Source organism: Pseudomonas syringae (assembly GCF_001698815.1).
Taxonomy (GTDB): domain Bacteria; phylum Pseudomonadota; class Gammaproteobacteria; order Pseudomonadales; family Pseudomonadaceae; genus Aquipseudomonas; species Aquipseudomonas syringae_A.
Genome location: NZ_LGSI01000048.1, coordinates 25,961 through 49,915 on the forward strand (window position 1 = coordinate 25,961; position 23,955 = coordinate 49,915).

The window sequence follows — 23,955 nt, forward strand, 5'->3', positions numbered from 1 at the left end:
TGAACAAAATCGCGGCTTATCCGACAGAACGACCCGTATTCAGGCCAGCAAAGCCGGGAGCGTCTTGTTGAGGGCGAGCTTTTCCATCACGGCGGTACCGGTCAACGCGTAGCCGAGGAGGTTGCCCTCCGCGTCGTGACACAGCGCCTTGATGTCGGCGCCCTGCCCTTCGACGCTCCAGACGCCATTGGTCCCGCGTGGCGGCGGCGAGACCACCAGTGGGCAAACCGGAGTTTTCACCGTGATCGGCATCGGGCCATATTTAACGGCGGTCGGGGTGCCCGCCAGGGTTTGCGCCAGCGCGCGGGCGCAGCTCATCAGCGGCATGACGTAAAGCAGGTTCAGGCCATCGACTTCCGCACAATCGCCCAGAGCGTAGATGTTGGCGTGGGAGGTTTTCAGTTCGCGGTCGACAAGGATGCCCCGACTGGTCTGCAGGCCCGCCGCCGCTGCAAGATCGACGCGTGGGCGCAAGCCAATGGCTGACACCACCAGATCGCAGGCAATGACTTCGCCATCCGACAGATGCGCTTCGAGCCCGCTGTCCGTGCGCAGCAAGCGGGTCAGCACCGGCCCGAGGTGGAAGCGTGCGCCGAGGCTTTCGAGGCCTGCGCGCACCGCCGCCGCTGCGGCCGGGTGCAGCAAGGTCGGCATGACTTGCTCACACGGCGCGACCAGATCGACTTCGTAACCGCCGAGGATCAGGTCATTGGCGAATTCACAGCCGATCAGGCCGGCACCGAGGATCAACACGCGACGCTTGCCCGCCGCTGCGTCACGAAACAACGCGTAGTCTTCCAGATCGTTGATCGGGAAAACGGCATCGGCTGCATCGCCTTCGATGGGCACGCGAATGGTTTCCGCGCCCCAGGCCAGGATCAGGTCGCGGTAGTACACCGCTTCTTCGCCGATCCACAGGCGTTTGTGCCCCGCATCGATGCCGCTGATGCGTGTATGAGTACGCACTTCGGCGTTGAGTTGCACGGCCATCGCGCCAGGTTCGGCCATGCTCAGGCCGTCGGCGTGTTTATTTTTGCCGAAGCCCGTGGAGAGCATCGGCTTGGAATACGAGCGACCGTCATCGGCGGTGATCAACAGCAGCGGCGTTTCGCCATCGAGCTTGCGAAATTCCCGGGCCAGGTTGTAGCCCGCCAGGCCAGTGCCAATTATCACGACAGGTGCGTTCATTCGGTTTTCCAGGAAGTTAAAGGACAGTTGTAGCCTGAATCAGTTGATTTCGATCATTTCGAAATCCATTTTGCCGACGCCGCAATCCGGGCACAGCCAGTCTTCAGGAACGTCTTGCCACAGCGTGCCCGGCGCGATGCCGTCATCCGGCCAGCCATCAGCTTCGTTGTAGATCAGGCCACAGACAATGCATTGCCACTTTTTCATCAGAATTTCTCTCAGGTTTTCAGGGTGTCGCCGGCATGGCGGTCGATGGGTATCGCGCTTGCCACCGTGCTCAGGGCGTTTTGTACTGATCGGGACGCCGAGATGCAAGCCCGATCATTGTCGCAGCGCGTTGCGGGTCATCGGTTGCGACGGTCAATCATGCTAAGCTCGCCGCCTTTATTAACGCCAATAACTGCTTATTGTGACCCAGCAAAAACCCGTATTTCCCACCCCGATCTGGCTGGAGCGCGAGTCTCTCATCGAGACGCCTGCGCCCGTGGTCCTTGAGTGGCTGTTCCATGAGGATTCCCTGACTCGCCGTCTGACCGCGCTGTCGGGCAATCGCTTTAGTGTCACGCCGCTTTTCGAAGGCTGGCAACCGCTTCGCGACGACGAGTGTGCGGCGCTGGATCTGCCCGAACACAGCATCGGCTGGGTTCGCGAGGTGTACCTGCGCGGCCACGCCGAAAAGTGGGTCTTCGCCCGCAGCGTCGCGGCGCGCAGTGCCTTGCAGGAAGGCGGCTTGAATATGGACGAACTGGGCACGCGCTCACTGGGCGAATTGCTGTTCTGCGACGAAGCCTTTCTGCGCGGTCCGTTGCAGATCTGTCATTACCCTGCGGCCTGGCTGCCAACGCCGGACGCCGCCGACAATTTATGGGGTCGCCGCTCGTGCTTCAGTCGCGGCCCTTTGAAGATATTGGTCGCCGAAGTGTTCTTGCCGACACTCTGGCGGGCAATTCAATCCGGGGAACACTGCTGATGTACCTGACGCTGCTCAAATCCCTGAATCACCTGAATCCACGCGCCTGGGATTTCATTCAGTTGATGCGCCTGGACAAGCCGATTGGCATTTACCTGCTGCTCTGGCCGACGCTGTGGGCGTTGTGGATTGCCGGCAAAGGCGCGCCGTCGCTGGCCAACCTCATCATTTTCGTCGTCGGTGTGTTCCTGATGCGCGCCGCCGGATGCGTGATCAATGATTTCGCCGACCGCAAAGTAGACGGCCACGTCAAACGCACCGAACAGCGACCGCTGGTCAGCGGCAAGATCAGCTCGAAAGAAGCCCTGGCGCTGTTTGCGCTGCTGGTGATCGTGAGTTTCCTGCTGGTCTTGCTGACAAATCCCACAACGATCTGGCTGTCGTTCGGTGGTCTGGCGCTGGCCGCGTGCTATCCGTTTATGAAGCGCTACACCTATTACCCACAAGTGGTGCTCGGCGCGGCGTTTTCCTGGGGCATGCCGATGGCGTTCACCGCGCAAACCGGGGATTTGCCCGCTGCTGCGTGGCTGCTGTATATCGCCAATCTGCTGTGGACCGTGGCTTATGACACGTATTACGCGATGGTCGACCGTGAAGACGATCTGAAAATCGGCGTGAAATCCACGGCGGTGCTGTTCGGCGATGCTGATCGGGTGATCATTCTGACCCTGCAAGGTCTGGCCTTGGGATGTTTGCTGCTGGCGGGTGGGCGCTTCGAGTTGGGGATTTGTTTCTATCTAGGCCTGTTGGTGGCGGCCGGGTGTTTCGCCTGGGAATTCTGGTCGACGCGCAGTCGTGATCGACAGGCGTGCTTCAAGGCGTTTTTGCACAACCACTGGGCGGGGCTGGCGATCTTCGTCGGCATCGTTGCCGATTACGCGCTGCGCTGACTGACAGGTTCGTGGCCGGCAGTCAGCGCCAGAGCAGGCTTAAGGTTTGATGATGTGCCAGGCATCACCTTTGCCATCGCCAGTCTTGTCGCCAGCGGCCTTGTCATTTTTGAACAAATACACCGGTTTGCCTTCGTAGGCCCATTGCATGGTGTCGTCGTCACGCTTGATAACGGTCCATTTACCCGAGGCCTTGTCAGCCGCCGCAGCTTTCAATGGCGGCCAGTTTTCAGCGCACTTGTCGTTGCAGGCCGATTTGCCGGCAGCATCTTTATCGAAGGTGTAGAGCGTCTTGCCGCTGTGATCTGTCAGCATGCCGTTATCGCCCATCATTCCCGGCTCGGCAGCAAACGCCAAGCCCGAGGATGCCAGTGCAGCAGCTGTCAGCAAGCCCAGCAAAGTTGATGAAAATTTAGCCATTGGATAATCCTCTGTTGTTGTAAAAATTATTGTAGGACAGACCCGCAAGCTTAGACCTGTAACAACGTGGCATGCTAGCCCCATCCCAAGCTGTCACACGACTGCAATAATTCCGTTATCTAATGCGCCCCAAGACAGTTAAATGACAAGAGGTTCGAGCATGGTTGGCAGGAGCATTCTGATCGTTGACGACGAAGCGCCTATTCGCGAAATGATCGCCGTTGCATTGGAAATGGCCGGCTATGACTGCATGGAAGCAGAGAACTCTCAGCAAGCCCATGCAATCATTGTCGACCGCAAGCCGGACCTTATTCTGCTCGACTGGATGCTGCCCGGCACGTCAGGCATCGAGCTGGCTCGCCGCCTCAAGCGTGATGAGCTGACCTGCGACATTCCAATTATCATGCTCACGGCCAAGGGCGAGGAAGACAACAAGATCCAGGGCCTGGAAGTCGGTGCCGATGACTACATCACCAAACCCTTTTCGCCACGCGAGCTGGTTGCACGCCTGAAAGCCGTGCTGCGGCGTGCCGGTCCGACGGATGGCGAATCGCCGATTGAAGTGGGCGGTTTGTTGCTTGATCCGATCAGTCATCGGGTCACCATCGACGGCAAACCTGCGGAAATGGGCCCGACCGAATACCGTTTGCTGCAATTCTTCATGACCCATCAGGAACGCGCCTATACGCGCGGCCAACTGCTGGACCAGGTCTGGGGTGGCAATGTCTATGTCGAAGAACGCACCGTTGATGTTCATATTCGTCGCCTGCGCAAAGCCCTCGGCGATGCCTACGAAAATCTGGTACAAACCGTGCGCGGCACGGGTTATCGGTTTTCCACCAAGAATTGATTGCCGTTTTGTAAGCAGACAGCGCAACCGTAAAGTCCGCGCCAGACAAGGATGTGCTTTCAATTGAATCAAAATTGGTACGGCACCCTGATCCGCCACATGCTGATGCTGGTTACGGCCGCCCTCGTGGCTGGCCTGATCAGCAATCAGTATGGCTGGAGCCTGGCAATCGGACTGGGCCTCTACCTGGCCTGGACCCTCAAGCAGTTATTGCGCCTGCACGATTGGTTGAGCAGCCACAAGGCCGATGAGCCGCCGCCGGATGGCTACGGTTTGTGGGGCGAAGTCTTCGACAGCATCTATCATTTGCAACGCCGCGACCAACGGGTGCGCGGGCGGCTGCAAGCGGTGATCGACCGCGTTCAGGAATCCACTGCGGCCCTCAAGGACGCCGTGATCATGCTCGACAGCGAAGGCAATCTCGAATGGTGGAACCGTGCCGCCGAGACATTGCTCGGGCTCAAGACCCCGCAGGACAGCGGCCAGTCAGTGAGCAATCTGGTGCGCCATCCGCGCTTCAAGGAGTATTTCGAGCAGGGCAACTACGCCGAACCGCTGGAAATCCCCTCGCCCACCAACGACCGGCTGCGCATTCAGCTGTTGATCACCCGCTACGGCAATAACGAGCATTTGATGCTGGTCCGTGATGTCACGCGGATTCATCAGTTGGAGCAAATGCGCAAAGACTTCGTCGCCAACGTTTCCCACGAGCTGCGCACGCCGCTGACGGTGATTTTCGGCTATCTGGAAACCCTGCTCGATAACGTCGAAGAGGTGAATCCGCGCTGGGTTCGCGCGCTGCAACAAATGCATCAGCAAGGCGGCCGCATGCAAACGCTGCTCAATGATTTGCTGTTGCTGGCCAAACTTGAAGCCACTGACTATCCGTCAGACAGTTATCCCATCGAGGTGGGCACGCTGCTTAAGACCATCAAGGGCGATGCGCAAGCACTATCGGCCAACAAGAATCAGCAGATCAGCCTGAATGTCGACAGCGAAGTGCAGCTCAAGGGCAGCGAAACCGAGCTGCGCAGCGCGTTCTCGAATCTGATTTTCAACGCGGTGAAATACACCCCGGCCGAAGGCAAGATCCACATCCGCTGGTGGGCCGACGAGCACGGCGCGCATTTGAGCGTGCAGGACTCGGGGATCGGCATTGAAACCAAGCATTTGCCAAGGTTGACCGAGCGCTTCTATCGCGTAGATTCCAGCCGTGCGTCGAATACCGGCGGCACCGGGCTGGGCCTGGCGATCGTCAAGCATGTGCTGCTGCGCCATCGCGGCACACTGGAAATCAACAGCGTGCCGGGCAAGGGCAGCGTTTTTATCTGCCATTTTCCGGCCATTCAGCTGATCAATCCCTGAAGCGCGACTAGGCAAGCTGGCTTCTAGCCGCTACATTGCCGTTCTTATGCCCTCGATCCCGATGCGGCAGCCTTCTTCTTCAGTCATAACGGAACCTGTAAACCTCCACCATGGACCCTTCCCCTAGTTTTAACTTCGCTTCGCTTTTCGCCGACTTCGGCATGATTCTCTTCGCAATGGTTCTGGTCCTGCTCAACGGCTTTTTCGTTGCGGCGGAATTCGCCATGGTCAAGCTTCGTTCGACCCGGGTCGAAGCCATTGCCGAAAAAAACGGCTGGCGCGGACATATCCTGCGCACCGTACACAGCCAGCTGGACGCTTATCTGTCGGCTTGCCAGCTCGGTATCACCCTCGCTTCGCTGGGCCTGGGCTGGGTCGGCGAACCTGCGTTCGCGCACCTGCTGGCGCCGCTGTTGAGCGCCGTGGGCGTGGACTCGCCGGAAGTGGTCAAAGGCGTGTCGTTCTTCTCCGCCTTCTTCATCATTTCCTACCTGCACATCGTGGTCGGCGAACTGGCCCCCAAATCCTGGGCCATTCGCAAGCCTGAGCTGCTGTCGCTGTGGACCGCCGTGCCGCTGTACCTGTTTTACTGGGCGATGTACCCGGCGATCTATCTGCTCAATGCCAGCGCCAACGGCATTTTGCGCATCGCTGGTCAGGGCGAACCCGGCCCGCATCACGAGCACAGCTATAGCCGCGAAGAATTGAAGCTGATTTTGCACTCCAGCCGTGGCCAGGACCCGAGCGACCAGGGCATGCGTGTGCTGGCGTCGGCGGTGGAAATGGGCGAGCTGGAAGTGGTCGACTGGGCCAACTCCCGTGAAGACCTGGTGACGCTGGATTTTAACGCGCCACTTAAGGAAATCCTCGCGCTGTTTCGCCGTCACAAGTTCAGCCGTTATCCGGTCTACGACGCGGTACGTGGCGAGTTTGTCGGCCTGTTGCACATCAAGGATCTGCTGCTGGAGCTGGCCGCGCTGGATCACATTCCCGAGTCGTTCAATCTGGCCGAGCTGACCCGCCCGCTGGAGCGCGTCTCCAAGCACATGCCGCTCTCGCGTCTGCTGGAGCAGTTCCGTCAGGGCGGCGCGCACTTTGCGTTGGTGGAGGAAGCCGATGGCAAGATCATCGGTTACCTGACCATGGAGGACGTGCTGGAGGTGCTGGTCGGCGACATTCAGGACGAACACCGCAAGGTCGAGCGCGGCATTCTCGCGTATCAACCGGGCAAGCTGCTGGTACGCGGTGACACGCCGCTGTTCAAGGTCGAGCGCCTGCTGGGCATCGATCTGGACCACGTGGAAGCCGAAACCCTGGCTGGCCTGATCTATGAAACCCTCAAGCGGGTGCCGGAAGTCGAGGAAGTCATGGAAGTCGAAGGGCTGCGCATCATCATCAAAAAGATGAAAGGCCCGAAAATCGTGCTGGCCAAGGTGGTCAAGCTCGATTGATTGCCTGATCGATTGAACCCGTAGGACCGGCTTCAGCCGGGAGAGCGTCGGTCGCTTCGATGCAACTCGGTGCCGCAAAGACTGCTCTCCCGGCTAAAGCCGGTCCTACGAGCCGGTCCTACGGCTCTAGCGCAACCATCAATTCCCGCCCACCGCAAAGTTGGGCAGGCTTTGTACCGGTTGGGCGAATTCGTAGGGGATGGATTCCAGCGCCAGGCCGACGTTGCGCTGGATCACGAAGTGCAAATGCGGCCCGGTGCTGTTGCCGGTGTTGCCGGAGCGCGCCAGTGCGCTACCTACGCTGACATGCTGACCTTCCTTGACGCTGACCGAACCTTTCATCAAATGCAGATAGACGCCCATGGTGCCGTCGTCGTGCAGGATGCGCACAAAGTTGCCTGAAGGGTTCGATCCCTTGCCGGTCTGTTCATTCTCGGTCTTGATCACTACGCCGCTGCGCGCCGCGACGATGGGCGTGCCTTCGGGCATGGCGATGTCCATGGCGTAACGGCCCTTGGCGCCGAAATGGCTGTATTTGCCGTTCGGCCCCTGACTCAGACGAAACGGCCCGCCAACCCACGGCAGCGGATAGCGGTACGCCAGGCTCGAGCGCTGAGGATCACCGACGATGGAACGCAGGCTGGTCTTGTAACTCATGACCCGACTCGCTACCTGCGGACTCAACACCACCAGCCGTTCGTTACTGCGCGGGGCAATGGTGCGCCGGATCGATCGGTCCGACACGCCGAGCACATTCTTCACACTGGAAAGCTTGAGTTCGACTTCAACCGGCGCGTACAAATCGTTGCGCACGTACAGGCTGTCCACGCCCTTTTCTTTCTTGGTAGTCAGATGCACCTGACGCTCGATGTGCTCAACCATGCGATCCCGAAACACCACCACCGACGCGCCCGCTGTGGGCCGGTCAGTAAACGACACGACGCCATTGGCATCGGTGAATTTATAGATGGTGACGGCCCCGGCCGATTGTGCGGCCAGCAACAGAGCACACAGGATCAATAAGCGCTCAAGCATGGGATTCAGTCTGGGTTGTAAAGAAGTTGGGCCAGCCTACCAGTGATCCGTGCTGTTGAGGACTTAGCTGTTTCAATCGGTAATAGAAGGAGCGTCAAGGAAATCGCGCCAGATGCTGAGTGGAGCGCAACGTGTTGGAGCGAGGCTTGCCCGCGAAGGCCTCGTTCGCGGGCAAGCCTCGCTCCAACGGATTTAACCACCCGGCACAAAGTGTTTCTGAGCGGTGCCGCGAGCGATCAGCCGGGACACGTAGTCCAGCTTTTGCGCATCCTGGTCGGTAAAGCGGAAGGTCAATTGCAGCCAGTCGCTGTCCAGCTTCTGCTCGAACGCCACGATTGCGTGCAGGTAGCCATTGAGGCGTGCAACCTCGGCGTTTTCGCCCTGTTCCAGATCAAGCACCGCTTGTTCGAGGATCTGCGGCAGGCTGTCGGTACGACGCACCACCAGCAACGCTTCCTTGAGCGTCAGCGCCTTGATCACGCATTGCTGAATGCCGCTGGAAAGACGCAATTGGCCTTGCCCACGACCGGCAGGTGCTTGCGAGGGCGATACAGCGGCCACCGGAGGCGGCTTGGCGATGCCGCCCGAGGCAGTGCCTGCTGGCCTGACGACTTCGGCTCGGCCACCCGTGAGCGCGCTGAGCGACTCATTGATGGGCGATGCCATCCGGCTTGGGGCACTGGTCATCACGGCATCGAGTTTGCCGACCCTGGCCAGCGCCTTCTTGACCTTGCTCAGCAGCTGTTCATTGGTGAACGGCTTGCCGACGAAATCGGTAACACCCGCCTGGATGGCCTGTACGACGTTTTCCTTGTCACCACGGCTGGTCACCATGATGAAAGGCACGGTCTTCAGATAGCCGTCCTGCTGGCGACACCAAGTCAGCAGCTCAAGGCCTGACATCTCCGGCATTTCCCAGTCGCACAGGATCAGGTCGAAGCTCTCGCGGGTCAGCATGGTCTGGGCCTTGCGACCGTTGACGGCGTCTTCGGTATGAATCCCGGGGAAATAGTTGCGTAGGCCTTTCTTTACCAGATCGCGAATGAAAGTCGCGTCATCCACAATCAATACACTGACTTTACTCATCGACGCTCCTGCGGGCATGTCCGCCATGACTGGCGAACCGCGGTGATGCTGACACGCCCTTTATTTCGGCAAGCATAGCGCTGGCTGATGGCCAGCGGCCAAACTGTTGACGACGCCAGGACATTTAATTCGCGGGCGGCTGGAAAATTCAAAGCCGTAGAATGCAAAACGCCCAGCATGCTGGGCGTTTTTTTTCGCAGGCAGTCTTATTTATCGTCAGCTTGGCCCGGAACATTAGGAGTTTCGGTCGATATACCCTGCACTTCTTCTTTCATGCGCTTAAGGCCCATGTGGCGCACGTCGGTGCCGCGCACGAGATAGATGACCAGCTCGGAAATGTTGCGCGCATGGTCGCCGATGCGTTCCAGCGAGCGCAGCACCCAGATCACGTTGAGTACACGGGAGATGGAGCGCGGGTCTTCCATCATGTAGGTCGCCAGCTCACGCAGCGCGGTCTTGTATTCGCGGTCGATGATCTTGTCGTATTGGGCAACCGACAAAGCCAGCTCGGCGTCAAAGCGTGCAAAGGAGTCCAGCGCATCACGGACCATGTTGCGGACCTGATCGCCAATGTGCCGCACTTCGACGTAACCGCGCGGCGATTCGCCTTCTTCGCACAGCTGGATGGCGCGACGGGCGATCTTGGTGGCTTCGTCACCGATGCGCTCCAGGTCGATCACCGACTTGGAAATGCTGATGATCAGGCGCAGGTCAGAGGCCGCTGGCTGCCGACGGGCAAGAATGCGCAGGCATTCTTCGTCGATGTTGCGCTCCATCTGGTTGATGCGGTCGTCGACTTCACGAACCCGCTGGGCCAGCCCCGAATCGGCTTCGATCAAGGCGGTCACCGCATCATTGACCTGCTTCTCGACCAATCCGCCCATTTCGAGCAAATGGCTACGCACTTCTTCGAGCTCGGCGTTGAACTGTTGTGAGATGTGATGCGTGAGGCTGTCTTTATGGATCATGCTTGGTGTCCTTGGAACGTCCGATTAAGTGCAAAAACGCAGCGGTGGTTCAGGGGCTGACGAAGCACATCTCACCTAGCCATAGCGGCCGGTGATGTAGTCTTCAGTCTGTTTTTTCGCCGGATTGGTGAACAACGTATCTGTGTCACCGAACTCGACCAGTTTGCCCATGTACATGAATGCGGTGTAATCCGAGACCCGCGCCGCCTGCTGCATGTTGTGGGTAACGATCACAATGGTGTATTTGGATTTCAGTTCGTAGATCAGTTCTTCGACTTTTAACGTCGAAATTGGATCAAGCGCCGAACAGGGTTCGTCCAGCAGCAACACTTCAGGCTCGACCGCGATGGTGCGGGCGATGACCAGACGTTGCTGCTGACCGCCGGACAAGCCCAAAGCGGACTCGTGCAGGCGATCCTTGACCTCGTCCCACAGCGCAGCACCCTTGAGCGCCCATTCCACGGCCTCATCGAGCACGCGTTTCTTGTTGATGCCCTGAATCCGCAAGCCATAGACCACGTTTTCGTAGATGGTCTTGGGGAACGGGTTGGGCTTCTGGAACACCATGCCGACGCGGCGGCGCAATTCGGCAACATCTTCGCCCTTGCGATAGATGTCATGGCCCCACAGGTTGATGGAACCGTCGACACGGCAGCCATCGACCAGATCATTCATGCGATTGAACGTGCGCAGCAGCGTGGACTTGCCACAACCGGACGGACCGATGAACGCCGTCACCCGTTGCTTGGGAATATTCAGGCTGATATCGAACAGCGCCTGTTTATCGTCGTAAAACAGATTCAGCCCCGGCACTTCGATGGCCACGGTCTCGTCGGCCAGATGCAGGCCTTGTCGCTTGCGGCCCAGGGTCGTCATGTTGACGCCGTGGGTCGGGTTGTCGTGCTGCATGGATTGCTCCCGGTGCTAAGCATTCTGTTCATCGAACCGCCCTCCTTCTGCGAGGGAGCGGTGCTGTTGCAAATCAGCTGTCCAGCGCTTTGTATTTCTCGCGCAGATGGTTACGAATCGCCACCGCAGACAGGTTGAGCAAGGCGATCACCAATACCAGCAGCAACGCCGTGGCATACACCAGCGGACGTGCGGCCTCGACATTCGGGCTTTGGAAGCCGACGTCGTAAATATGGAAACCCAGGTGCATGATCTTCTGGTCCAGATGCAGATAAGGGTAGTTGCCATCCACCGGCAGCGATGGCGCCAGCTTCACCACGCCCACCAGCATCAGCGGCGCCACTTCACCCGCAGCGCGGGCCACGGCGAGAATCAGGCCGGTCATCATCGCCGGGCTGGCCATGGGCAAAACGATTTTCCACAGGGTTTCTGCCTTGGTAGCGCCCAACGCCAGCGAGCCTTCGCGCAAGGTCCGCGGGATGCGCGCCAGGCCTTCTTCGGTGGCGACGATCACCACCGGCACGGCCAGCAGCGCCAGCGTCAAGGACGCCCAGAGCAAGCCCGGCGTGCCGAAAGTCGGCGCGGGCAAGGCTTCCGGGAAGAACAGCCGATCCACCGAACCACCCAGCACATAAACGAAGAAACCCAGGCCGAACACGCCGTAGACAATCGCTGGAACGCCAGCCAGATTGTTCACCGCGATTCTGATCAGGCGCGTCACCGGGCCTTGCCGTGCGTATTCGCGCAGATAAACCGCCGCCAACACGCCAAATGGGGTGACGATCACGGCCATGATCAAGGTCATCATCACGGTGCCGAAAATCGCCGGGAAGATGCCGCCTTCGGTATTGGCTTCACGCGGGTCTTCGCTGAGGAATTCCCAGAGCTTCTTGAAATAGAAACCCAGCTTGGTAAATGTACCCATGGCGTTGGGCTGATAGGCATGCACCACTTTGCCGAGGCTGATTTCGACTTCTTTGCCGTTGGCATCCCTGGCGGTCAGGCTGTCGCGGTCGAAGGCGGTGTGCAGCGCGCTCAGTTGCGCTTCGATGTCTTTATAGCGATGGTCCAGTTCGGCGCGCTCGCTGGCCATGTCGGCCTGGGCTTGCGGGTCCAGCTGGCCTTCCAGCTCCAGCTTGCGAGCCTGCAGACGCAAGCGTTCAATGCCGTGGTTGATGGCGCCGATGTCTTTCTTTTCCAGCCCGTACAGTTCGCGCGCCAGGCTATTGATACGCTGGATGCGTTCCTGCAGGGTCGGCCAGGCCGCCTCGCCTTCAGCAACAATCTTGCCGTTTTCCTTCACGTTGACCAGATAACCGTAGAAATTGCCCCACTCGCGGCGCTCCAGGGTCATCAGTTCCGGCGGTTTGCTCTGTTCGGTCAACCATTCGCCAACCACCCAGGTGAAATCACTGGGATTGAGGTCCCGATTGCCGACCTTGACCAGCTCGCGGGTCATGAATTCCGGGCCTGCATCGAGTACCGGCAAGCCTGAGCCTTTCAAGCGTGCGCGCGGCACTTGCTCCTGCTCGACCACTTCACCGATCAGAACATGCTTTTCCTGATTGGGTACGTCGTACTGCGCGTAGGTCAGGTCCGCCGGCCAGAAATGCCCGAGGCCGCGTACGGCGATCACCGCCAGCAGGCCAATGGTCATGATGACAGCAATGGAGACGGCACCCGCACTCATCCAGACGCCGGGGGCGCCGCTTTTGAACCAGCTCTTGAGGGAGTTCTTTTTCACGAACTTCTACCTTCCTTAGAGAGACGAGTATTGCTTGCGCAGACGCTGACGAATCAGCTCCGCCAAGGTGTTCATCACGAACGTGAACGTCAGCAGCACCAGGGCTGCGAGGAACAACACTCGATAATGACTGCCTCCCACTTCCGACTCCGGCATCTCCACCGCGACGTTCGCCGCCAGCGTGCGCATGCCTTCAAACAGGTTCATGTCCATGATCGGCGTGTTGCCGGTGGCCATCAGCACGATCATGGTTTCGCCCACCGCGCGGCCCATGCCGATCATCAGCGCCGAGAAAATCCCCGGGCTCGCCGTGAGGATGACCACGCGGGTCAGGGTTTGCCACGGCGTGGCGCCCAGTGCCAGCGAACCGAGGGTCAGGCCGCGCGGCACGCTGAACACGGCGTCTTCGGCAATTGAGTAGATGTTGGGGATGACTGCGAAACCCATGGCGATGCCGACCACCAGTGCGTTGCGCTGATCGTAGGTAATGCCCAGATCATTGGAGATCCACATACGCATGTCGCCGCCGAAGAACCAGTTCTCCAGATGCGGGCTCATGCCCAGTGACGCCCAACCAACCAGCAGCACCACCGGCAGCAGAATCGCGCTTTCCCAGCCATCGGGTACCCGCAGACGAATCGAATCAGGCAAGCGGCTCCAGGCGAAACCGGCCACCAGAATGCCAATCGGCGTCAGCAGCAACAGGCTGAAAATCCCCGGCAAATGCCCTTCCAGATACGGCGCCAGAAACAGCCCGGCGAAGAAGCCGAGAATCACCGTCGGCATGGCTTCCATCAATTCGATCACCGGCTTGACCTTGCGGCGCATGCCCGGTGCCATGAAATAAGCGGTATAGATTGCTGCGGCAATGGCCAGCGGTGCGGCGAGCAGCATGGCGTAGAACGCGGCTTTCAGCGTGCCATAGGTCAGTGGCGCGAGGCTCAGCTTGGGTTCGAAGTCGCTGTTGGAAGCCGTGGACTGCCAGACGTATTTAGGCTCGTCATAATTTTCGTACCAGACCTTGCCCCACAGCGAACTCCAGGACACTTCCGGGTGTGGATTTTTCAGGACCATCGGCAACAATGCGCCGCCCTGCTCAACCATGATCCGGTCGGCACGCGGCGACAGGGTAATCAGTCCTGCATCCTCGGCGACTTGTTGAACCAGCAAGGTGCGATGCGCGGTGCTATGGAACACACCCAACTTGCCGGAAGCGTCCATGGCGATGAAACCCTTGCGGCGCTGCTCGGCACGGATTTGCACGATAGGCGCGGTGCTCATCTGGAAGTCGCGAATGTGCATCAGGCGCTGTTCGCCATCCACATCGCGGGCCATGAACCACTGAGCCATGCCGCCTTTGGAGTTGCCGATAATCAGCGAAATACCGCCCACCAGTTGCGTGCTGGCGGTGATTTCAGCATTGCCGTCCTCGAGCAGCTTATAGCGGCCATTGAGCGTGCGATCGCGCAGACTGAACACGTCGGCCTGGGCGCGGCCATTGATCACATACAGCCATTGCTGGCGCGGATCGATATAGATGGCTTTGACCGCCTCCGACAGCTGCGGCAGATCAATACGGCTCAACTCGCTGCTGACCTCGCCGGTCATCATGTTTTCTTTTTGCTCAAGGCCCAGCACGTGCAGCTGCGAACCGGTCGACGCGGCGATCAGCAGGCTTTCGCCATTGGCATTGAGGGTGACGTGATCCAGCGCTCGGCCTTGATCATCAATGGTCAGAGGCGCTTCACCGTAGGGCCAGAGCAGCGCGGGAGTGATAGTTTTCAGGTCATTGGGATAGGTGATCTGGTAGCTGTGGCGGAACACCAGCACCTGACCATTGGACAAACCCAACGCAATCAATGGTGTGCCGGGCTGGTCCTTGCCGATGGACGCGACGGTCACGCCAGCAGGCAACGGCAAGCTGATGCGTTGCAGTTCCGCCCCGTTCTGGGCATTGAAGAACACCGCTTCACCCAGGTCGGAAATTCGCATGCCGACCTGATTCTGTTCCTCGATGGACAGCATCAGCGGCTTGCCGGCGTCGTTCAGCCAGGCCGGTTTGACCGGGCTTTCCTGGGTCAGGGTTGCGCCTTGAAACAGCGGAGCCACGACGTAGGCCAGATAAAAGAAGATCAAGGTGATCGCCGCCAGCACGGCAAGGCCGCCGATGGCCACGTACCAACGGGTCAAGCGGTCCTTGAAAGCACGCACGCGGCGCTTGCGCTGCATCTGCGGCGTATTGAAATCAATGCGCTTGGCGGGTGAATTCTGATTCATCGAAGGCTTGGCCAAATCATTCATGCGCACACCCTAGCGGTCCTGTATGACAAAAACATTACAGCGAGGTGACGCAAAAAAGCCCGCCACCCACGATCCTGGCAGCGGACTGTACAGTTAATAGCGCGGCCTGATTCAAGCAAGCCTCGCCGAGGGTGACGATTATTTCGCCGCGACTGCACCTTCCTGCAAGCCCAGATCCGTCAATGCCTTGGTCACGACCTTCGATGGCAGCGGGATATAGCCGTCTTTCATGACCACTTCCTGACCTTGCCGGGACAGAACCAGCTTGATGAATTCAGCTTCCAGCGGCGCCAAAGGCTTGTTGGGTGCCTTATTAACATAGACATAAAGGAAGCGCGCCAGCGGATAGGAACCGTTGAGTGCGTTGGCTTCGTTGTCTTCGACGAACTCGGCGCCTTCTTTCTTGGCCAGCGGCACGGTGCGCACGCTGGACGTTTTATAACCGATACCCGAATAACCGATGCCGTTCAGCGAACTGCTGATGGAACTGACCACCGAAGCCGAGCCAGGCTGTTCATTGACGTTGGCCTTGAAGTCGCCTTTGCAGAGCGCTTCTTCCTTGAAGTAGCCATACGTGCCGGATACCGAGTTGCGGCCAAACAATTGAATCGGCTTGCCTGCCAGATCACCGGTGACACCGACGTCGGCCCAGGTCTTGGCGTCAGCCTTGGCACCACACAGACGCGTGACGGAGAAAATCGCGTCCACTTGGGCCATGGTCAGGCCTTTGATCGGGTTGTCCTTGTGCACGAAAACCGCCAGCGCATCGACTGCAACCGGGATCGCCGTAGGTTTGTAGCCATGCCGCTGCTCGAAAGCCGACAGTTCGCCGTCCTTCATCTTGCGGCTCATCGGCCCAAGGTTGGCGGTACCTTCGGTCAAGGCAGGTGGCGCAGTGGACGAGCCGGCAGCCTGAATCTGAATGTTTACGCTGGGATATTCTTTCTTGTAGGCCTCAGCCCACAACGTCATGAGGTTCGCCAGGGTATCGGAACCCACACTGGACAGATTGCCCGACACGCCGGAGGTCTTCACATAAGGCTTGATCGCAGGATCAACAGCGGCAAAGGAATGGGCAGTCGCCACGCCAGCGGCTAAGAAGGTCAGTGCAGTCATCAAACGCTTGAGTTTCATACCTTGCTCCGAGCGAGGTGAGTCAAAAAATCCGTGACCGTCAGTATTGGCGGGCAGCGTGACGACTTTATGAAAAGATTGTGACAGTTGCGTGACTCTTTCACCAACAGGGCTTTTGTCTGTTGAAACGTGCGGTTGATCACGCTCTAGGCAACATAACGCCTCGCGATAAATTTTTATCAGCCAATTGCCAAAAAATCTCATTGCACTTCACCCGTTGCATATGCTTAACAGAACATATCAACGTCTAATAATTATTAAGTCATGGAGACTCAGCGAATGGAATCCACGTTAAACAGTAGACACTTGGCATTGGAAGAACAGGCATTCAAAGCGCCAATCCAAAGAAATAGCTCAGATCGCGCATCGCCTCTGAATCCGCTGCAATATGATGAAACTTTTGGTCGCGACGGAAAGTTACTGATCAATATGGGTGGACGTCGAACGTCCTGGGTCTCCTCCATTGTGCAGTTGCGCAACAGTTCAAAGTACCTGGCGACTTATTATGAGGCTTTAGCCCCGGGCAATCCTGATCCTTATATCAACAACGCCGGTGTTGCCCGATTTGACTCCAGCGGAAATATTGATACGTCGTTCGGCGCTCGCGCAGACGGAACCGTCGATATCAGATTCGGCGCTACCGACTATTCATTTCCCCAGCAAATTATTGAACTTGAGAACGGACAACTATTAGTTATCGGGGAACACCGGCGCCTTTCAAATACGCAATTTCTGCATGTGACGATGACGCGACTGGCGTCTGACGGTAGCCTGGACACAAGCTTTGGCAATGACGGCGTACTCAACATTACATCACTTGCGAACAGGGCTATCCGGACCGTCGGCACGGTGGTGTTACCTGATGGAAAAATCATCATGGCGGCAACCATCGCTGAAGAAGGTCCAATACGCTCGTTCTTGATCAAGCTGACCCCGGATGGTCGGCTGGACGAAAGTTTCGCCGGGCAAGGCATTCTGGAACTACAACGATCACCCGCTACGGGGACATACCTCTCCGGTTTGAAACTTGTCGAGGAGAGAACTCGACTTTTCACTTACGGTTATTATGGGAGTGCCGCGGGTCACGAAGTGGGATTCATGACCCGACTCGACACCGATGGCAACTTTGACACGAATTTTGGTCAGAGTGGTTTTGTGGACCTGGAGCCGAATGAACCAATTCTAATCAGGGATGTTTCGATCTCCAGCGATGAAGCCCATCTATTGGTCACTGGATTACATTTCAATCGGGAGTTGAGAATTGAGGAAAGCCTGCTTGCGAGATGCCTGACCAATGGCAAGCCTGATAAACGCTTCAACCAGGGCAAGCCGGTTTATCTGCGGTTTCATCCGACTTCCACGTATGACTTGTGGAACGATGCAAGAACATTGATGGACGAGGCGGGGAAGATCGTGGTTTTCGGCAGCGGCGGCACACCAACCGATAGCTGGTCCGTTGCTGGCAGGTTCCATTCAACGGGTAAACCCGATACAAGTTTTGCTGAAGGCTCGAGTGTAGGCTCACCGCCAGGTGCATCGTTTTTCCCTAGGGGCAGCTACGTAGAAGGTTCAAACCCGCGAACAATCCTTTGCGCTGGCGCAGCCGAAGGTTCCGGCGCGGTGCTCGCCATCAAGGTATGAAGCCAAGGCGCAGGCCTGCCAAAGCGGGCCTGCGCTTTTTACCCGTGCAATCGCCTAGCTGCGACGCACTTCGGTCTTCAGCAAATACCCACCCATCACCATACCCATGCAGCATAGCGCCGCCACGTACCAAGCCGGCCCCATCGGGCTGGACTTGAGCATGAAGGTCACGACCATCGGCGTCAGACCGCCGAAGATGGCGTAGGACAGGTTGTAGGAGAACGACAGACCCGAGAAGCGCACGGCTGCCGGGAACGCCTTGACCATCACGTACGGCACCGCGCCGATGGTGCCGACGAACAGACCGGTTATCGCGTACAGCGGGAACAACCAGTCCGGATGCGCGCCGAGGCTGTGATACAGCGTCCACGACGTGATCAGCAATCCGAGGCTACCGAGCAGGAACACCCAACCCGCGCCAAAGCGGTCAGCCAGCGCACCGGCACCGATGCAACCCAGGCTCAGGAAGACAATCGCCAGGCTATTGGCCTTCAATGCGACCGCAGCAGGGAAGCCAAACGTCGCGCTTTGTAGAATGGTCGGGGTCATCAGGATGACCACGATGATGCCCGCGGACAGCAGCCAGGTCAGCAGCATCGAAATCGCGACCGCGCCGCGATGATCGCGTAACACAGCCTTAAGCGGCACTTCGTCGGCCAAGGCCTTGCGCAGTTGCAGCTCGGCGAACACCGGCGTCTCGTGCAGCCAGCGGCGCAGGTAAACCGACAACAGGCCGAACACGCCGCCGAGCAGGAACGGGATACGCCAGGCGAAATCGGCCACTTCAATCGGGGTATAAATGCTGTTGATTAAGGTGGCGACCAGCGAACCCAGCAAAATCCCGGCGGTCAGGCCGCAGGTCAGCGTGCCGCAGGCGTAGCCGATATGGCGCGCTGGAACGTGCTCGGAGACGAACACCCAGGCGCCCGGCACTTCGCCGCCAATCGCCGCGCCTTGAATGACCCGCATCAGCAGTAGCAGGATGGGCGCCCACATGCCGATTTGTGCGTAAGTCGGTAACAAACCCATGATCAGCGTCGGGACCGCCATCATGAAAATGCTCAAGGTGAACATTTTCTTGCGCCCCAGCAGGTCGCCGAAGTGCGCCATGATGATGCCGCCCAGCGGTCGAGCCAGGTAACCGGCAGCAAAGATGCCGAAGGTCTGCATCATGCGCAGCCATTCCGGCATGTCCACGGGAAAGAACAGCTTGCCGACCACGGTCGCGAAAAACACGAAAATGATGAAATCGTAGAATTCCAGCGCGCCGCCCAGTGCGGACAGCGACAACGTCTTGTAGTCGTTACGGGTCAGCGGGCGCGACGGCTGCGCGGTACTTGAGTGCACTGTTGACATGGCAAGGCTTCTTCTCTTGTGAACATCTCTTTTATGGATAAGCGATAGCAATGCTGACTGCGGCGGGATGGCGTGCAGAAGCGATTCTCTCAAGCAACAGGCGCAGATAGGCACCAAAATTGCGTGATACAAGCAGTCATGCCGCCTGATCGGGTCCGGCACGATAGCAAATTGTTTCAAAAAGCACACAGATAGAAGCTGCAAGTGGTCTAAATCGCCAGTCAACGGGTCGTAGCCTGACGCGTCGCCCGATATACTCGCAGACCGCGATTTGCTACATCTTGTGTGAAAACGTATCGGGGTACTGTGCGAAATCAGCTGTCCGACAGCCGCTTTCGCAGAGTTTCCCTTCAGACGCCTCCGGGCATCTGTCCACCGCGGCAAAGACTTAAGCGTCATGGGTCAGAGGCACCCTATGCATGATCGAGCTCGAACAAGAAGATCCAATTCCACAAGGCGACCTCGCCTTGCAAATCACCGCATTGCCCCGTGAAACAAATGGTTTCGGCGATATTTTCGGTGGCTGGCTGGTGTCCCAGATGGACCTGGCCGGCACCGCAATGGCCAGCAAAGTCGCAGGCGGGCGCGTCGCGACAGTGGCTATCGACCGCATGGCGTTTCTGGTGCCGGTTGCCGTTGGTGCGCAATTGTCCTTCTACACCCAAGCCCTGGAAATCGGCCGCAGCTCCATCCAGATGATGGTTGAAGTGTGGAGCGATGACCCGCTGTCCAGCGAATGGCGCAAGGTCACTGAAGCGGTGTTCGTGTTCGTCGCCATCGACGGCAGCGGCCGCACGCGTTCGGTCCCCGCGCGGCGGTAATTTGCCGCACCTGAGGCATGCAGTGGCCGCTTCACGGTAAACTCGATGACTTTTGCACGGTCTATTACTGTCACCGTCCTTGAGCGAGAACTTACCCATGCCAACGCCCCAGGTTGAAACCGTCACTATCGATGAGCTGAATTGCTGGCGCATCCGCCACGGCGACGCCGAACTGGTTGTTGCCCAGCAAGGCGCGCACATCGTCAGCTATCAGGTTGATGGCCAACCGCCGCTGATCTGGCCCAATGAGCAAGCTGCGTTCAAAAAAGGCAAAGCGATTCGCGGCGGCATGCCGATCTGCTGGCCTTGGTTCGGCAACCTTGAGCGCAACCCGCAAAGCGTCCAGGCGATGCGCCAGAGCGATGAACCGGCCAAGGCTCACGGTGAAGTCCGGGCCATTGATTGGGAATTGCTGGGGGTTGGCGAAGATGGCGACGCGCTGCTCGTCGAATTCATTCAGCCCTTGGCCGAAGGTCAGTTGCCGGGTTGGCCGCATAATGTGGCCCTCAAGCTGAGCATTCGCCTGGATGAAGCGCTGAACGTCAGCCTCGTCAGTTACAACAGCGGCACCGAAACCGTGAGCTTTAGCCAGGCATTGCACAGCTACTTTGCGGTCAGCGATGTACGCGAGATCAGCATCAAAGGCCTCGACGGCCTGCGCTATATCGAAACCCTGCAGAACTGGGAAGAGCGCGAGCAATCCGGCGAACTGCGGTTTGCTGGCGAGACCGACCGCATCTACCTCGACACCCCCGACATGCTGAGCATCGTCGATCCGCAATGGCAGCGCAAAATCCACATCTGCACCAGCGGCTCGAAGTCAGCCGTGCTGTGGAATCCGTGGACGGAAAAAACCAAAAGCTTCAGCGACATGGCCGCCGATGGCTGGCAAGGCATGGTCTGCGTCGAAACCGCCAACGTGCTGGACGACATCGTGACCCTGGCCCCGGATGAGATGCATGTGTTGGCGCTTAGCGTGTGGGCTGAGGCGATCGAAGCCTGAACATCGTAGAGACCGTAGAGACCGTTGGAGCGAGGCTTGCCCGCGAATCAGGCGACCCGATGGGACAGATCCACCGGGTTTTCGTTCTTCGCGGGCAAGCCTCGCTCCCACAGATTATTACCCGCTAAAGATCCGCCTCAACCACAACCCGTACCTTCGCCGCTTCCAGCGCATAAGCGGCATCCGCCAGGTCATTGCTGACCTTCTCGACTTTCAGCGTGCCGACCACCCATAGCGGTGTGTAGATATCATCGATTTTCAAGCCTTTCGGATAGCGCACCAGGACGAGCTGATTCGGCGGCGGTGGCGGCACGTGGATGCAGGCGCCCGGATACGGCACCAGGAAGAACAGCGTACTGCGGCCTTTCGCATCGGTTTCCAGCGGAACCGGATACCCACCCAGGCGAATCTCTTTGCCATTCATGGTCGGCACCGTCTTGGCCGAATACATGACCGCGGGCAGACCTTTGCTTTGCTTCAAGCCACCCTTGCTGTCGAACGTTCCCTGCGCCTCGGGCGAGTTGTGGTCGATTTCGGGCATGGCCTCAAGGGCTTTTTGATCCGACCTGGGCATCAGTTCGAGCCAGTCGGTTTCGGGAATTTCAGCGTGGGCCAGGCCGCAGGTCAGCAGCACAGCAATAAAAACAAGACGTCGCATTGGCAAGCTCGGCTAGAGGAAGTGAAACAAGCCCGGCATTCTAGCCCTCTACGCGCCGAGTGCGCAGAGGGCCAGCTACTGACTGTCAGTTCTTTCTAATCAGACCGTACAGCACCAGCAGCACAACTGCGCCAACCAGCGCGCCGAGGAAACCTGCGCCCTCGCCTGCCTGATAGATACCCAAAGCCTGGCCACCGTAAGTTGCTGCCAGAGAGCCACCGATACCCAACAGAATGGTCATGATCCAACCCATGCTGTCATCACCTGGCTTAAGGAAGCGAGCCAGCAGGCCCACGATCAAGCCAATGAAGATGGTTCCAATAATACCCATGTCATTCCCTCTGTATGAATTGGACACACCAAATACTGATACGCCGCTTGGTGTCCTGCCATCTGAGAACGTACAGCCCAGAATGGTTCCACACTATAGGCGCTGCATTGCAATTTGATGGGCGGATATCGGCGGCGGGAGCAGCCTGCAGAAGAGTCAACCCTGACCTCCCGTTGCGGGAGGTCAGGTACCGCTGAACAGCAATCAGCCTTTGATCAGTGCTTCGACGAGTTTCACCTGGCGGTCCAGGGTTGCGCGGTTGGCGCTGCGAATAGTCGCGTGGCCCACTTTGCGACCGACCTTGAAAGCCTTGCCGTAGTGGTGCAAATGGCAATCGTCGATGGCGATGACTTTATCCACCGCCGGCACTTCACCGATGAAGTTGAGCATCGCGCTCTCGCCGATCTTGGCGGTTGAGCCCAATGGCAAGCCTGCCACCGCGCGCAGGTGGTTTTCGAACTGGCTGCATTCAGCGCCTTCGGTGGTCCAGTGCCCGGAGTTATGCACGCGAGGCGCGATTTCGTTGGCTTTCAGACCGCCGTCGACTTCGAAGAACTCGAACGCCAGCACGCCAACGTAATCCAGCTGCTTCAGCACCCGACCGGCGTAATCTTCGGCCAGCGCCTGCAATGGATGATCGGTGCTGGCGATGGAAATACGCAAGATGCCGTTGTCGTGGGTGTTGTGCACCAGCGGGTAGAAGCGTGTTTCGCCATCACGGGCACGCACCGCGATCAGCGAGACTTCCCCGGTGAACGGCACAAAGCCTTCCAGCAGACAGGCAACGCTGCCCAGCTCGGCGAAGGTTCCGGCGACATCGGCCTGGGTGCGCAGCACTTTCTGGCCCTTGCCGTCGTAACCCAGGGTGCGGGTTTTCAGCACCGCAGGCAGGCCAATGCTGGCAACTGCGGCGTCCAGATCCGCCTGGGACTGGATGTCGGCGAACTCAGGGGTTGGAATGCCCAGGTCCTTGAACATGCTCTTCTCGAACCAGCGATCACGGGCGATGCGCAAGGCTTCGGCGCTCGGGTAGACCGGCACGAACTGCGACAGGAACGCCACGGTTTCGGCGGGCACGCTTTCGAACTCGAAGGTGACCAGATCCACTTCATCGGCCAACTGGCGCAGATGATCCTGATCGCCATAATCGGCACGCAAATGTTCGCCCAGCGCAGCCGCACAAGCGTCTGGCGCCGGGTCCAGGAATGCGAAGTTCATCCCCAGCGGGGTGCCTGCCAACGCCAACATGCGACCCAACTGGCCGCCACCGATTACACCGATCTTCATGGAAAAACCTCAGGCGTCGCGCGGGTCTGGATTGTCCAGGACGCTGTCTGTCTGCTCAGCACGAAATTTCTTCAGCACTGCGTGGAATTGGGGATGCTTGGCGCCCAGGATGCTGGCCGACAACAATGCGGCGTTGATCGCACCAGCCTTGCCGATGGCCAGGGTCGCAACCGGGATACCCGCAGGCATCTGCACGATGGACAGCAGGGAATCGACACCGGACAGCATCGACGACTGCACCGGAACGCCGAGTACCGGCAGGTGCGTCTTGGCCGCGCACATGCCCGGCAGATGCGCCGCGCCGCCCGCGCCAGCGATGATGACTTCAATGCCACGGCCTTCGGCCTGCTCGGCGTACTGGAACAGCAAATCCGGTGTCCGGTGGGCCGAAACCACTTTGACTTCAAATGGAATGCCGAGCTTTTCCAGCATATCGGCGGTGTGGCTAAGGGTGGACCAATCGGACTTGGAGCCCATGATCACGCCAACCAGTGCGCTCATCGTCGTGCCTCTTCATCGGGCGCCCGCAGGCGCGTCAAAAAACAAA

23 protein-coding genes are annotated in these 23,955 nt (G+C 58.6%); 8 read left to right on the forward strand and 15 right to left on the reverse strand.

The window, feature by feature from the left end; all coding sequences use genetic code 11:
* Window positions 1-39 precede the first annotated feature (39 nt).
* Together AFK24_RS15030 and AFK24_RS15035 are read right to left on the reverse strand one after the other, a co-directional pair.
* A complete protein-coding gene (locus tag AFK24_RS15030; protein WP_065833956.1) occupies window positions 40-1,188 on the reverse strand; it encodes an NAD(P)/FAD-dependent oxidoreductase in 1,149 nt (382 codons plus the stop codon).
* 39 nt (window positions 1,189-1,227) lie between these two features.
* Entirely contained in the window at window positions 1,228-1,395 is a 168-nt protein-coding gene (locus tag AFK24_RS15035; protein ID WP_003437744.1) for a rubredoxin, read from the reverse strand.
* A gap of 202 nt (window positions 1,396-1,597) precedes the next feature.
* Here AFK24_RS15035 and AFK24_RS15040 point away from each other — a divergent pair, with 202 nt between their 5' ends.
* Both AFK24_RS15040 and ubiA read left to right on the forward strand, forming a co-directional pair.
* Window positions 1,598-2,158 carry a chorismate--pyruvate lyase family protein gene (locus AFK24_RS15040; RefSeq protein WP_065833957.1) on the forward strand — a complete coding sequence of 187 codons (561 nt, stop codon included), beginning with the start codon at window positions 1,598-1,600 and terminating at the stop codon, window positions 2,156-2,158.
* The gene (gene ubiA, locus AFK24_RS15045; protein WP_065833958.1) at window positions 2,158-3,048 is read left to right on the forward strand and encodes a 4-hydroxybenzoate octaprenyltransferase; all 891 of its coding nucleotides are present in this window, start codon (window positions 2,158-2,160) and stop codon (window positions 3,046-3,048) included. Before AFK24_RS15040 ends, ubiA begins: the two co-directional genes overlap by 1 nt.
* Window positions 3,049-3,087: 39 nt before the next feature.
* Here the strand turns inward: ubiA and AFK24_RS15050 are convergent, their stop codons facing one another.
* Window positions 3,088-3,468: a COG4315 family predicted lipoprotein gene (locus AFK24_RS15050; RefSeq protein ID WP_065833959.1), complete on the reverse strand. Its 381-nt coding sequence runs from the start codon at window positions 3,466-3,468 to the stop codon at window positions 3,088-3,090.
* A gap of 160 nt (window positions 3,469-3,628) precedes the next feature.
* Between AFK24_RS15050 and phoB the strand changes: the two genes are divergently transcribed.
* From phoB to AFK24_RS15065, 3 genes are all read left to right on the forward strand, one after another.
* A complete protein-coding gene (phoB, locus tag AFK24_RS15055; RefSeq protein WP_020291598.1) occupies window positions 3,629-4,318 on the forward strand; it encodes a phosphate regulon transcriptional regulator PhoB in 690 nt (229 codons plus the stop codon).
* A 51-nt stretch (window positions 4,319-4,369) separates the two neighbouring features.
* Window positions 4,370-5,683 carry a phosphate regulon sensor histidine kinase PhoR gene (gene phoR, locus AFK24_RS15060; RefSeq protein ID WP_170826337.1) on the forward strand — a complete coding sequence of 438 codons (1,314 nt, stop codon included), beginning with the start codon at window positions 4,370-4,372 and terminating at the stop codon, window positions 5,681-5,683.
* Window positions 5,684-5,793: 110 nt separating this feature from the next.
* On the forward strand, window positions 5,794-7,134 hold the full coding sequence (locus AFK24_RS15065) for a hemolysin family protein (protein WP_065833960.1): 1,341 nt from the start codon (window positions 5,794-5,796) through the stop codon (window positions 7,132-7,134).
* Window positions 7,135-7,272: 138 nt separating this feature from the next.
* Here the strand turns inward: AFK24_RS15065 and AFK24_RS15070 are convergent, their stop codons facing one another.
* The 7 genes from AFK24_RS15070 to AFK24_RS15100 form a co-directional block, all read right to left on the reverse strand.
* Window positions 7,273-8,169, reverse strand: a complete 897-nt coding sequence (locus AFK24_RS15070; protein ID WP_065833961.1) for a peptidoglycan DD-metalloendopeptidase family protein — start codon at window positions 8,167-8,169, stop codon at window positions 7,273-7,275.
* A gap of 192 nt (window positions 8,170-8,361) precedes the next feature.
* Entirely contained in the window at window positions 8,362-9,255 is an 894-nt protein-coding gene (locus AFK24_RS15075; protein ID WP_065833962.1) for a response regulator, read from the reverse strand.
* A gap of 206 nt (window positions 9,256-9,461) precedes the next feature.
* Complete coding sequence (gene phoU / locus AFK24_RS15080) at window positions 9,462-10,223, reverse strand: phosphate signaling complex protein PhoU (RefSeq protein ID WP_065833963.1); 762 nt, start codon at window positions 10,221-10,223, stop codon at window positions 9,462-9,464.
* A 75-nt stretch (window positions 10,224-10,298) separates the two neighbouring features.
* Window positions 10,299-11,132 (reverse strand): phosphate ABC transporter ATP-binding protein PstB, encoded by an 834-nt coding sequence (gene pstB, locus AFK24_RS15085; protein WP_065833964.1) that lies wholly within the window; start codon window positions 11,130-11,132, stop codon window positions 10,299-10,301.
* A gap of 73 nt (window positions 11,133-11,205) precedes the next feature.
* Window positions 11,206-12,822: a phosphate ABC transporter permease PstA gene (gene pstA, locus AFK24_RS15090; RefSeq protein WP_170826338.1), complete on the reverse strand. Its 1,617-nt coding sequence runs from the start codon at window positions 12,820-12,822 to the stop codon at window positions 11,206-11,208.
* Between the two features lie 69 nt (window positions 12,823-12,891).
* Window positions 12,892-14,901, reverse strand: a complete 2,010-nt coding sequence (locus AFK24_RS15095) for an ABC transporter permease subunit (RefSeq protein ID WP_430962163.1) — start codon at window positions 14,899-14,901, stop codon at window positions 12,892-12,894.
* A gap of 414 nt (window positions 14,902-15,315) precedes the next feature.
* Window positions 15,316-16,311 carry a phosphate ABC transporter substrate-binding protein PstS family protein gene (locus AFK24_RS15100; protein ID WP_065833967.1) on the reverse strand — a complete coding sequence of 332 codons (996 nt, stop codon included), beginning with the start codon at window positions 16,309-16,311 and terminating at the stop codon, window positions 15,316-15,318.
* A 279-nt stretch (window positions 16,312-16,590) separates the two neighbouring features.
* Here AFK24_RS15100 and AFK24_RS15105 point away from each other — a divergent pair, with 279 nt between their 5' ends.
* Window positions 16,591-17,952, forward strand: coding sequence for a hypothetical protein (locus AFK24_RS15105; RefSeq protein WP_065833968.1), 1,362 nt, complete (start codon window positions 16,591-16,593; stop codon window positions 17,950-17,952).
* A 54-nt stretch (window positions 17,953-18,006) separates the two neighbouring features.
* Here the strand turns inward: AFK24_RS15105 and AFK24_RS15110 are convergent, their stop codons facing one another.
* A complete protein-coding gene (locus AFK24_RS15110) occupies window positions 18,007-19,308 on the reverse strand; it encodes an MFS transporter (RefSeq protein WP_065833969.1) in 1,302 nt (433 codons plus the stop codon).
* 419 nt (window positions 19,309-19,727) lie between these two features.
* On the opposite strand from AFK24_RS15110, the gene AFK24_RS15115 reads away from it, so the two are divergent.
* Both AFK24_RS15115 and AFK24_RS15120 read left to right on the forward strand, forming a co-directional pair.
* Window positions 19,728-20,129: an acyl-CoA thioesterase gene (locus AFK24_RS15115; protein WP_020291610.1), complete on the forward strand. Its 402-nt coding sequence runs from the start codon at window positions 19,728-19,730 to the stop codon at window positions 20,127-20,129.
* A 97-nt stretch (window positions 20,130-20,226) separates the two neighbouring features.
* The gene (locus AFK24_RS15120; RefSeq protein WP_065833970.1) at window positions 20,227-21,132 is read left to right on the forward strand and encodes a D-hexose-6-phosphate mutarotase; all 906 of its coding nucleotides are present in this window, start codon (window positions 20,227-20,229) and stop codon (window positions 21,130-21,132) included.
* A gap of 124 nt (window positions 21,133-21,256) precedes the next feature.
* Here the strand turns inward: AFK24_RS15120 and AFK24_RS15125 are convergent, their stop codons facing one another.
* The 4 genes from AFK24_RS15125 to purE all read right to left on the reverse strand — a co-directional run bounded on the left by AFK24_RS15125 (window position 21,257) and on the right by purE (window position 23,909).
* Window positions 21,257-21,790 (reverse strand): DUF3299 domain-containing protein, encoded by a 534-nt coding sequence (locus tag AFK24_RS15125; protein WP_065833971.1) that lies wholly within the window; start codon window positions 21,788-21,790, stop codon window positions 21,257-21,259.
* Window positions 21,791-21,875: 85 nt separating this feature from the next.
* Window positions 21,876-22,121 (reverse strand): GlsB/YeaQ/YmgE family stress response membrane protein, encoded by a 246-nt coding sequence (locus AFK24_RS15130; protein ID WP_020291613.1) that lies wholly within the window; start codon window positions 22,119-22,121, stop codon window positions 21,876-21,878.
* A 204-nt stretch (window positions 22,122-22,325) separates the two neighbouring features.
* Complete coding sequence (locus tag AFK24_RS15135; protein ID WP_065833972.1) at window positions 22,326-23,408, reverse strand: 5-(carboxyamino)imidazole ribonucleotide synthase; 1,083 nt, start codon at window positions 23,406-23,408, stop codon at window positions 22,326-22,328.
* A 9-nt stretch (window positions 23,409-23,417) separates the two neighbouring features.
* Window positions 23,418-23,909 carry a 5-(carboxyamino)imidazole ribonucleotide mutase gene (gene purE / locus AFK24_RS15140; RefSeq protein ID WP_020291616.1) on the reverse strand — a complete coding sequence of 164 codons (492 nt, stop codon included), beginning with the start codon at window positions 23,907-23,909 and terminating at the stop codon, window positions 23,418-23,420.
* Window positions 23,910-23,955 lie beyond the last annotated feature (46 nt).

Excerpts from the sequence above, each read along its gene's own strand:
- AFK24_RS15030 (WP_065833956.1), bottom strand. The coding sequence starts at position 1,188 with ATGAACGCACCTGTCGTGATAATTGGCACTGGCCTGGCGGGCTACAAC.
- AFK24_RS15035 (WP_003437744.1), bottom strand. The coding sequence starts at position 1,395 with ATGAAAAAGTGGCAATGCATTGTCTGTGGCCTGATCTACAACGAAGCT.
- ubiA (WP_065833958.1), top strand. The coding sequence starts at position 2,158 with ATGTACCTGACGCTGCTCAAATCCCTGAATCACCTGAATCCACGCGCC.
- AFK24_RS15050 (WP_065833959.1), bottom strand. The coding sequence starts at position 3,468 with ATGGCTAAATTTTCATCAACTTTGCTGGGCTTGCTGACAGCTGCTGCA.
- phoB (WP_020291598.1), top strand. The coding sequence starts at position 3,629 with ATGGTTGGCAGGAGCATTCTGATCGTTGACGACGAAGCGCCTATTCGC.
- phoR (WP_170826337.1), top strand. The coding sequence starts at position 4,370 with ATGTGCTTTCAATTGAATCAAAATTGGTACGGCACCCTGATCCGCCAC.
- AFK24_RS15065 (WP_065833960.1), top strand. The coding sequence starts at position 5,794 with ATGGACCCTTCCCCTAGTTTTAACTTCGCTTCGCTTTTCGCCGACTTC.
- AFK24_RS15070 (WP_065833961.1), bottom strand. The coding sequence starts at position 8,169 with ATGCTTGAGCGCTTATTGATCCTGTGTGCTCTGTTGCTGGCCGCACAA.
- AFK24_RS15075 (WP_065833962.1), bottom strand. The coding sequence starts at position 9,255 with ATGAGTAAAGTCAGTGTATTGATTGTGGATGACGCGACTTTCATTCGC.
- phoU (WP_065833963.1), bottom strand. The coding sequence starts at position 10,223 with ATGATCCATAAAGACAGCCTCACGCATCACATCTCACAACAGTTCAAC.
- pstB (WP_065833964.1), bottom strand. The coding sequence starts at position 11,132 with ATGCAGCACGACAACCCGACCCACGGCGTCAACATGACGACCCTGGGC.
- pstA (WP_170826338.1), bottom strand. The coding sequence starts at position 12,822 with ATGAGTGCGGGTGCCGTCTCCATTGCTGTCATCATGACCATTGGCCTG.
- AFK24_RS15095 (WP_430962163.1), bottom strand. The coding sequence starts at position 14,901 with ATGCTGTCCATCGAGGAACAGAATCAGGTCGGCATGCGAATTTCCGAC.
- AFK24_RS15100 (WP_065833967.1), bottom strand. The coding sequence starts at position 16,311 with ATGAAACTCAAGCGTTTGATGACTGCACTGACCTTCTTAGCCGCTGGC.
- AFK24_RS15105 (WP_065833968.1), top strand. The coding sequence starts at position 16,591 with ATGGAATCCACGTTAAACAGTAGACACTTGGCATTGGAAGAACAGGCA.
- AFK24_RS15110 (WP_065833969.1), bottom strand. The coding sequence starts at position 19,308 with ATGTCAACAGTGCACTCAAGTACCGCGCAGCCGTCGCGCCCGCTGACC.
- AFK24_RS15115 (WP_020291610.1), top strand. The coding sequence starts at position 19,728 with ATGATCGAGCTCGAACAAGAAGATCCAATTCCACAAGGCGACCTCGCC.
- AFK24_RS15120 (WP_065833970.1), top strand. The coding sequence starts at position 20,227 with ATGCCAACGCCCCAGGTTGAAACCGTCACTATCGATGAGCTGAATTGC.
- AFK24_RS15125 (WP_065833971.1), bottom strand. The coding sequence starts at position 21,790 with ATGCGACGTCTTGTTTTTATTGCTGTGCTGCTGACCTGCGGCCTGGCC.
- AFK24_RS15130 (WP_020291613.1), bottom strand. The coding sequence starts at position 22,121 with ATGGGTATTATTGGAACCATCTTCATTGGCTTGATCGTGGGCCTGCTG.
- AFK24_RS15135 (WP_065833972.1), bottom strand. The coding sequence starts at position 23,408 with ATGAAGATCGGTGTAATCGGTGGCGGCCAGTTGGGTCGCATGTTGGCG.
- purE (WP_020291616.1), bottom strand. The coding sequence starts at position 23,909 with ATGAGCGCACTGGTTGGCGTGATCATGGGCTCCAAGTCCGATTGGTCC.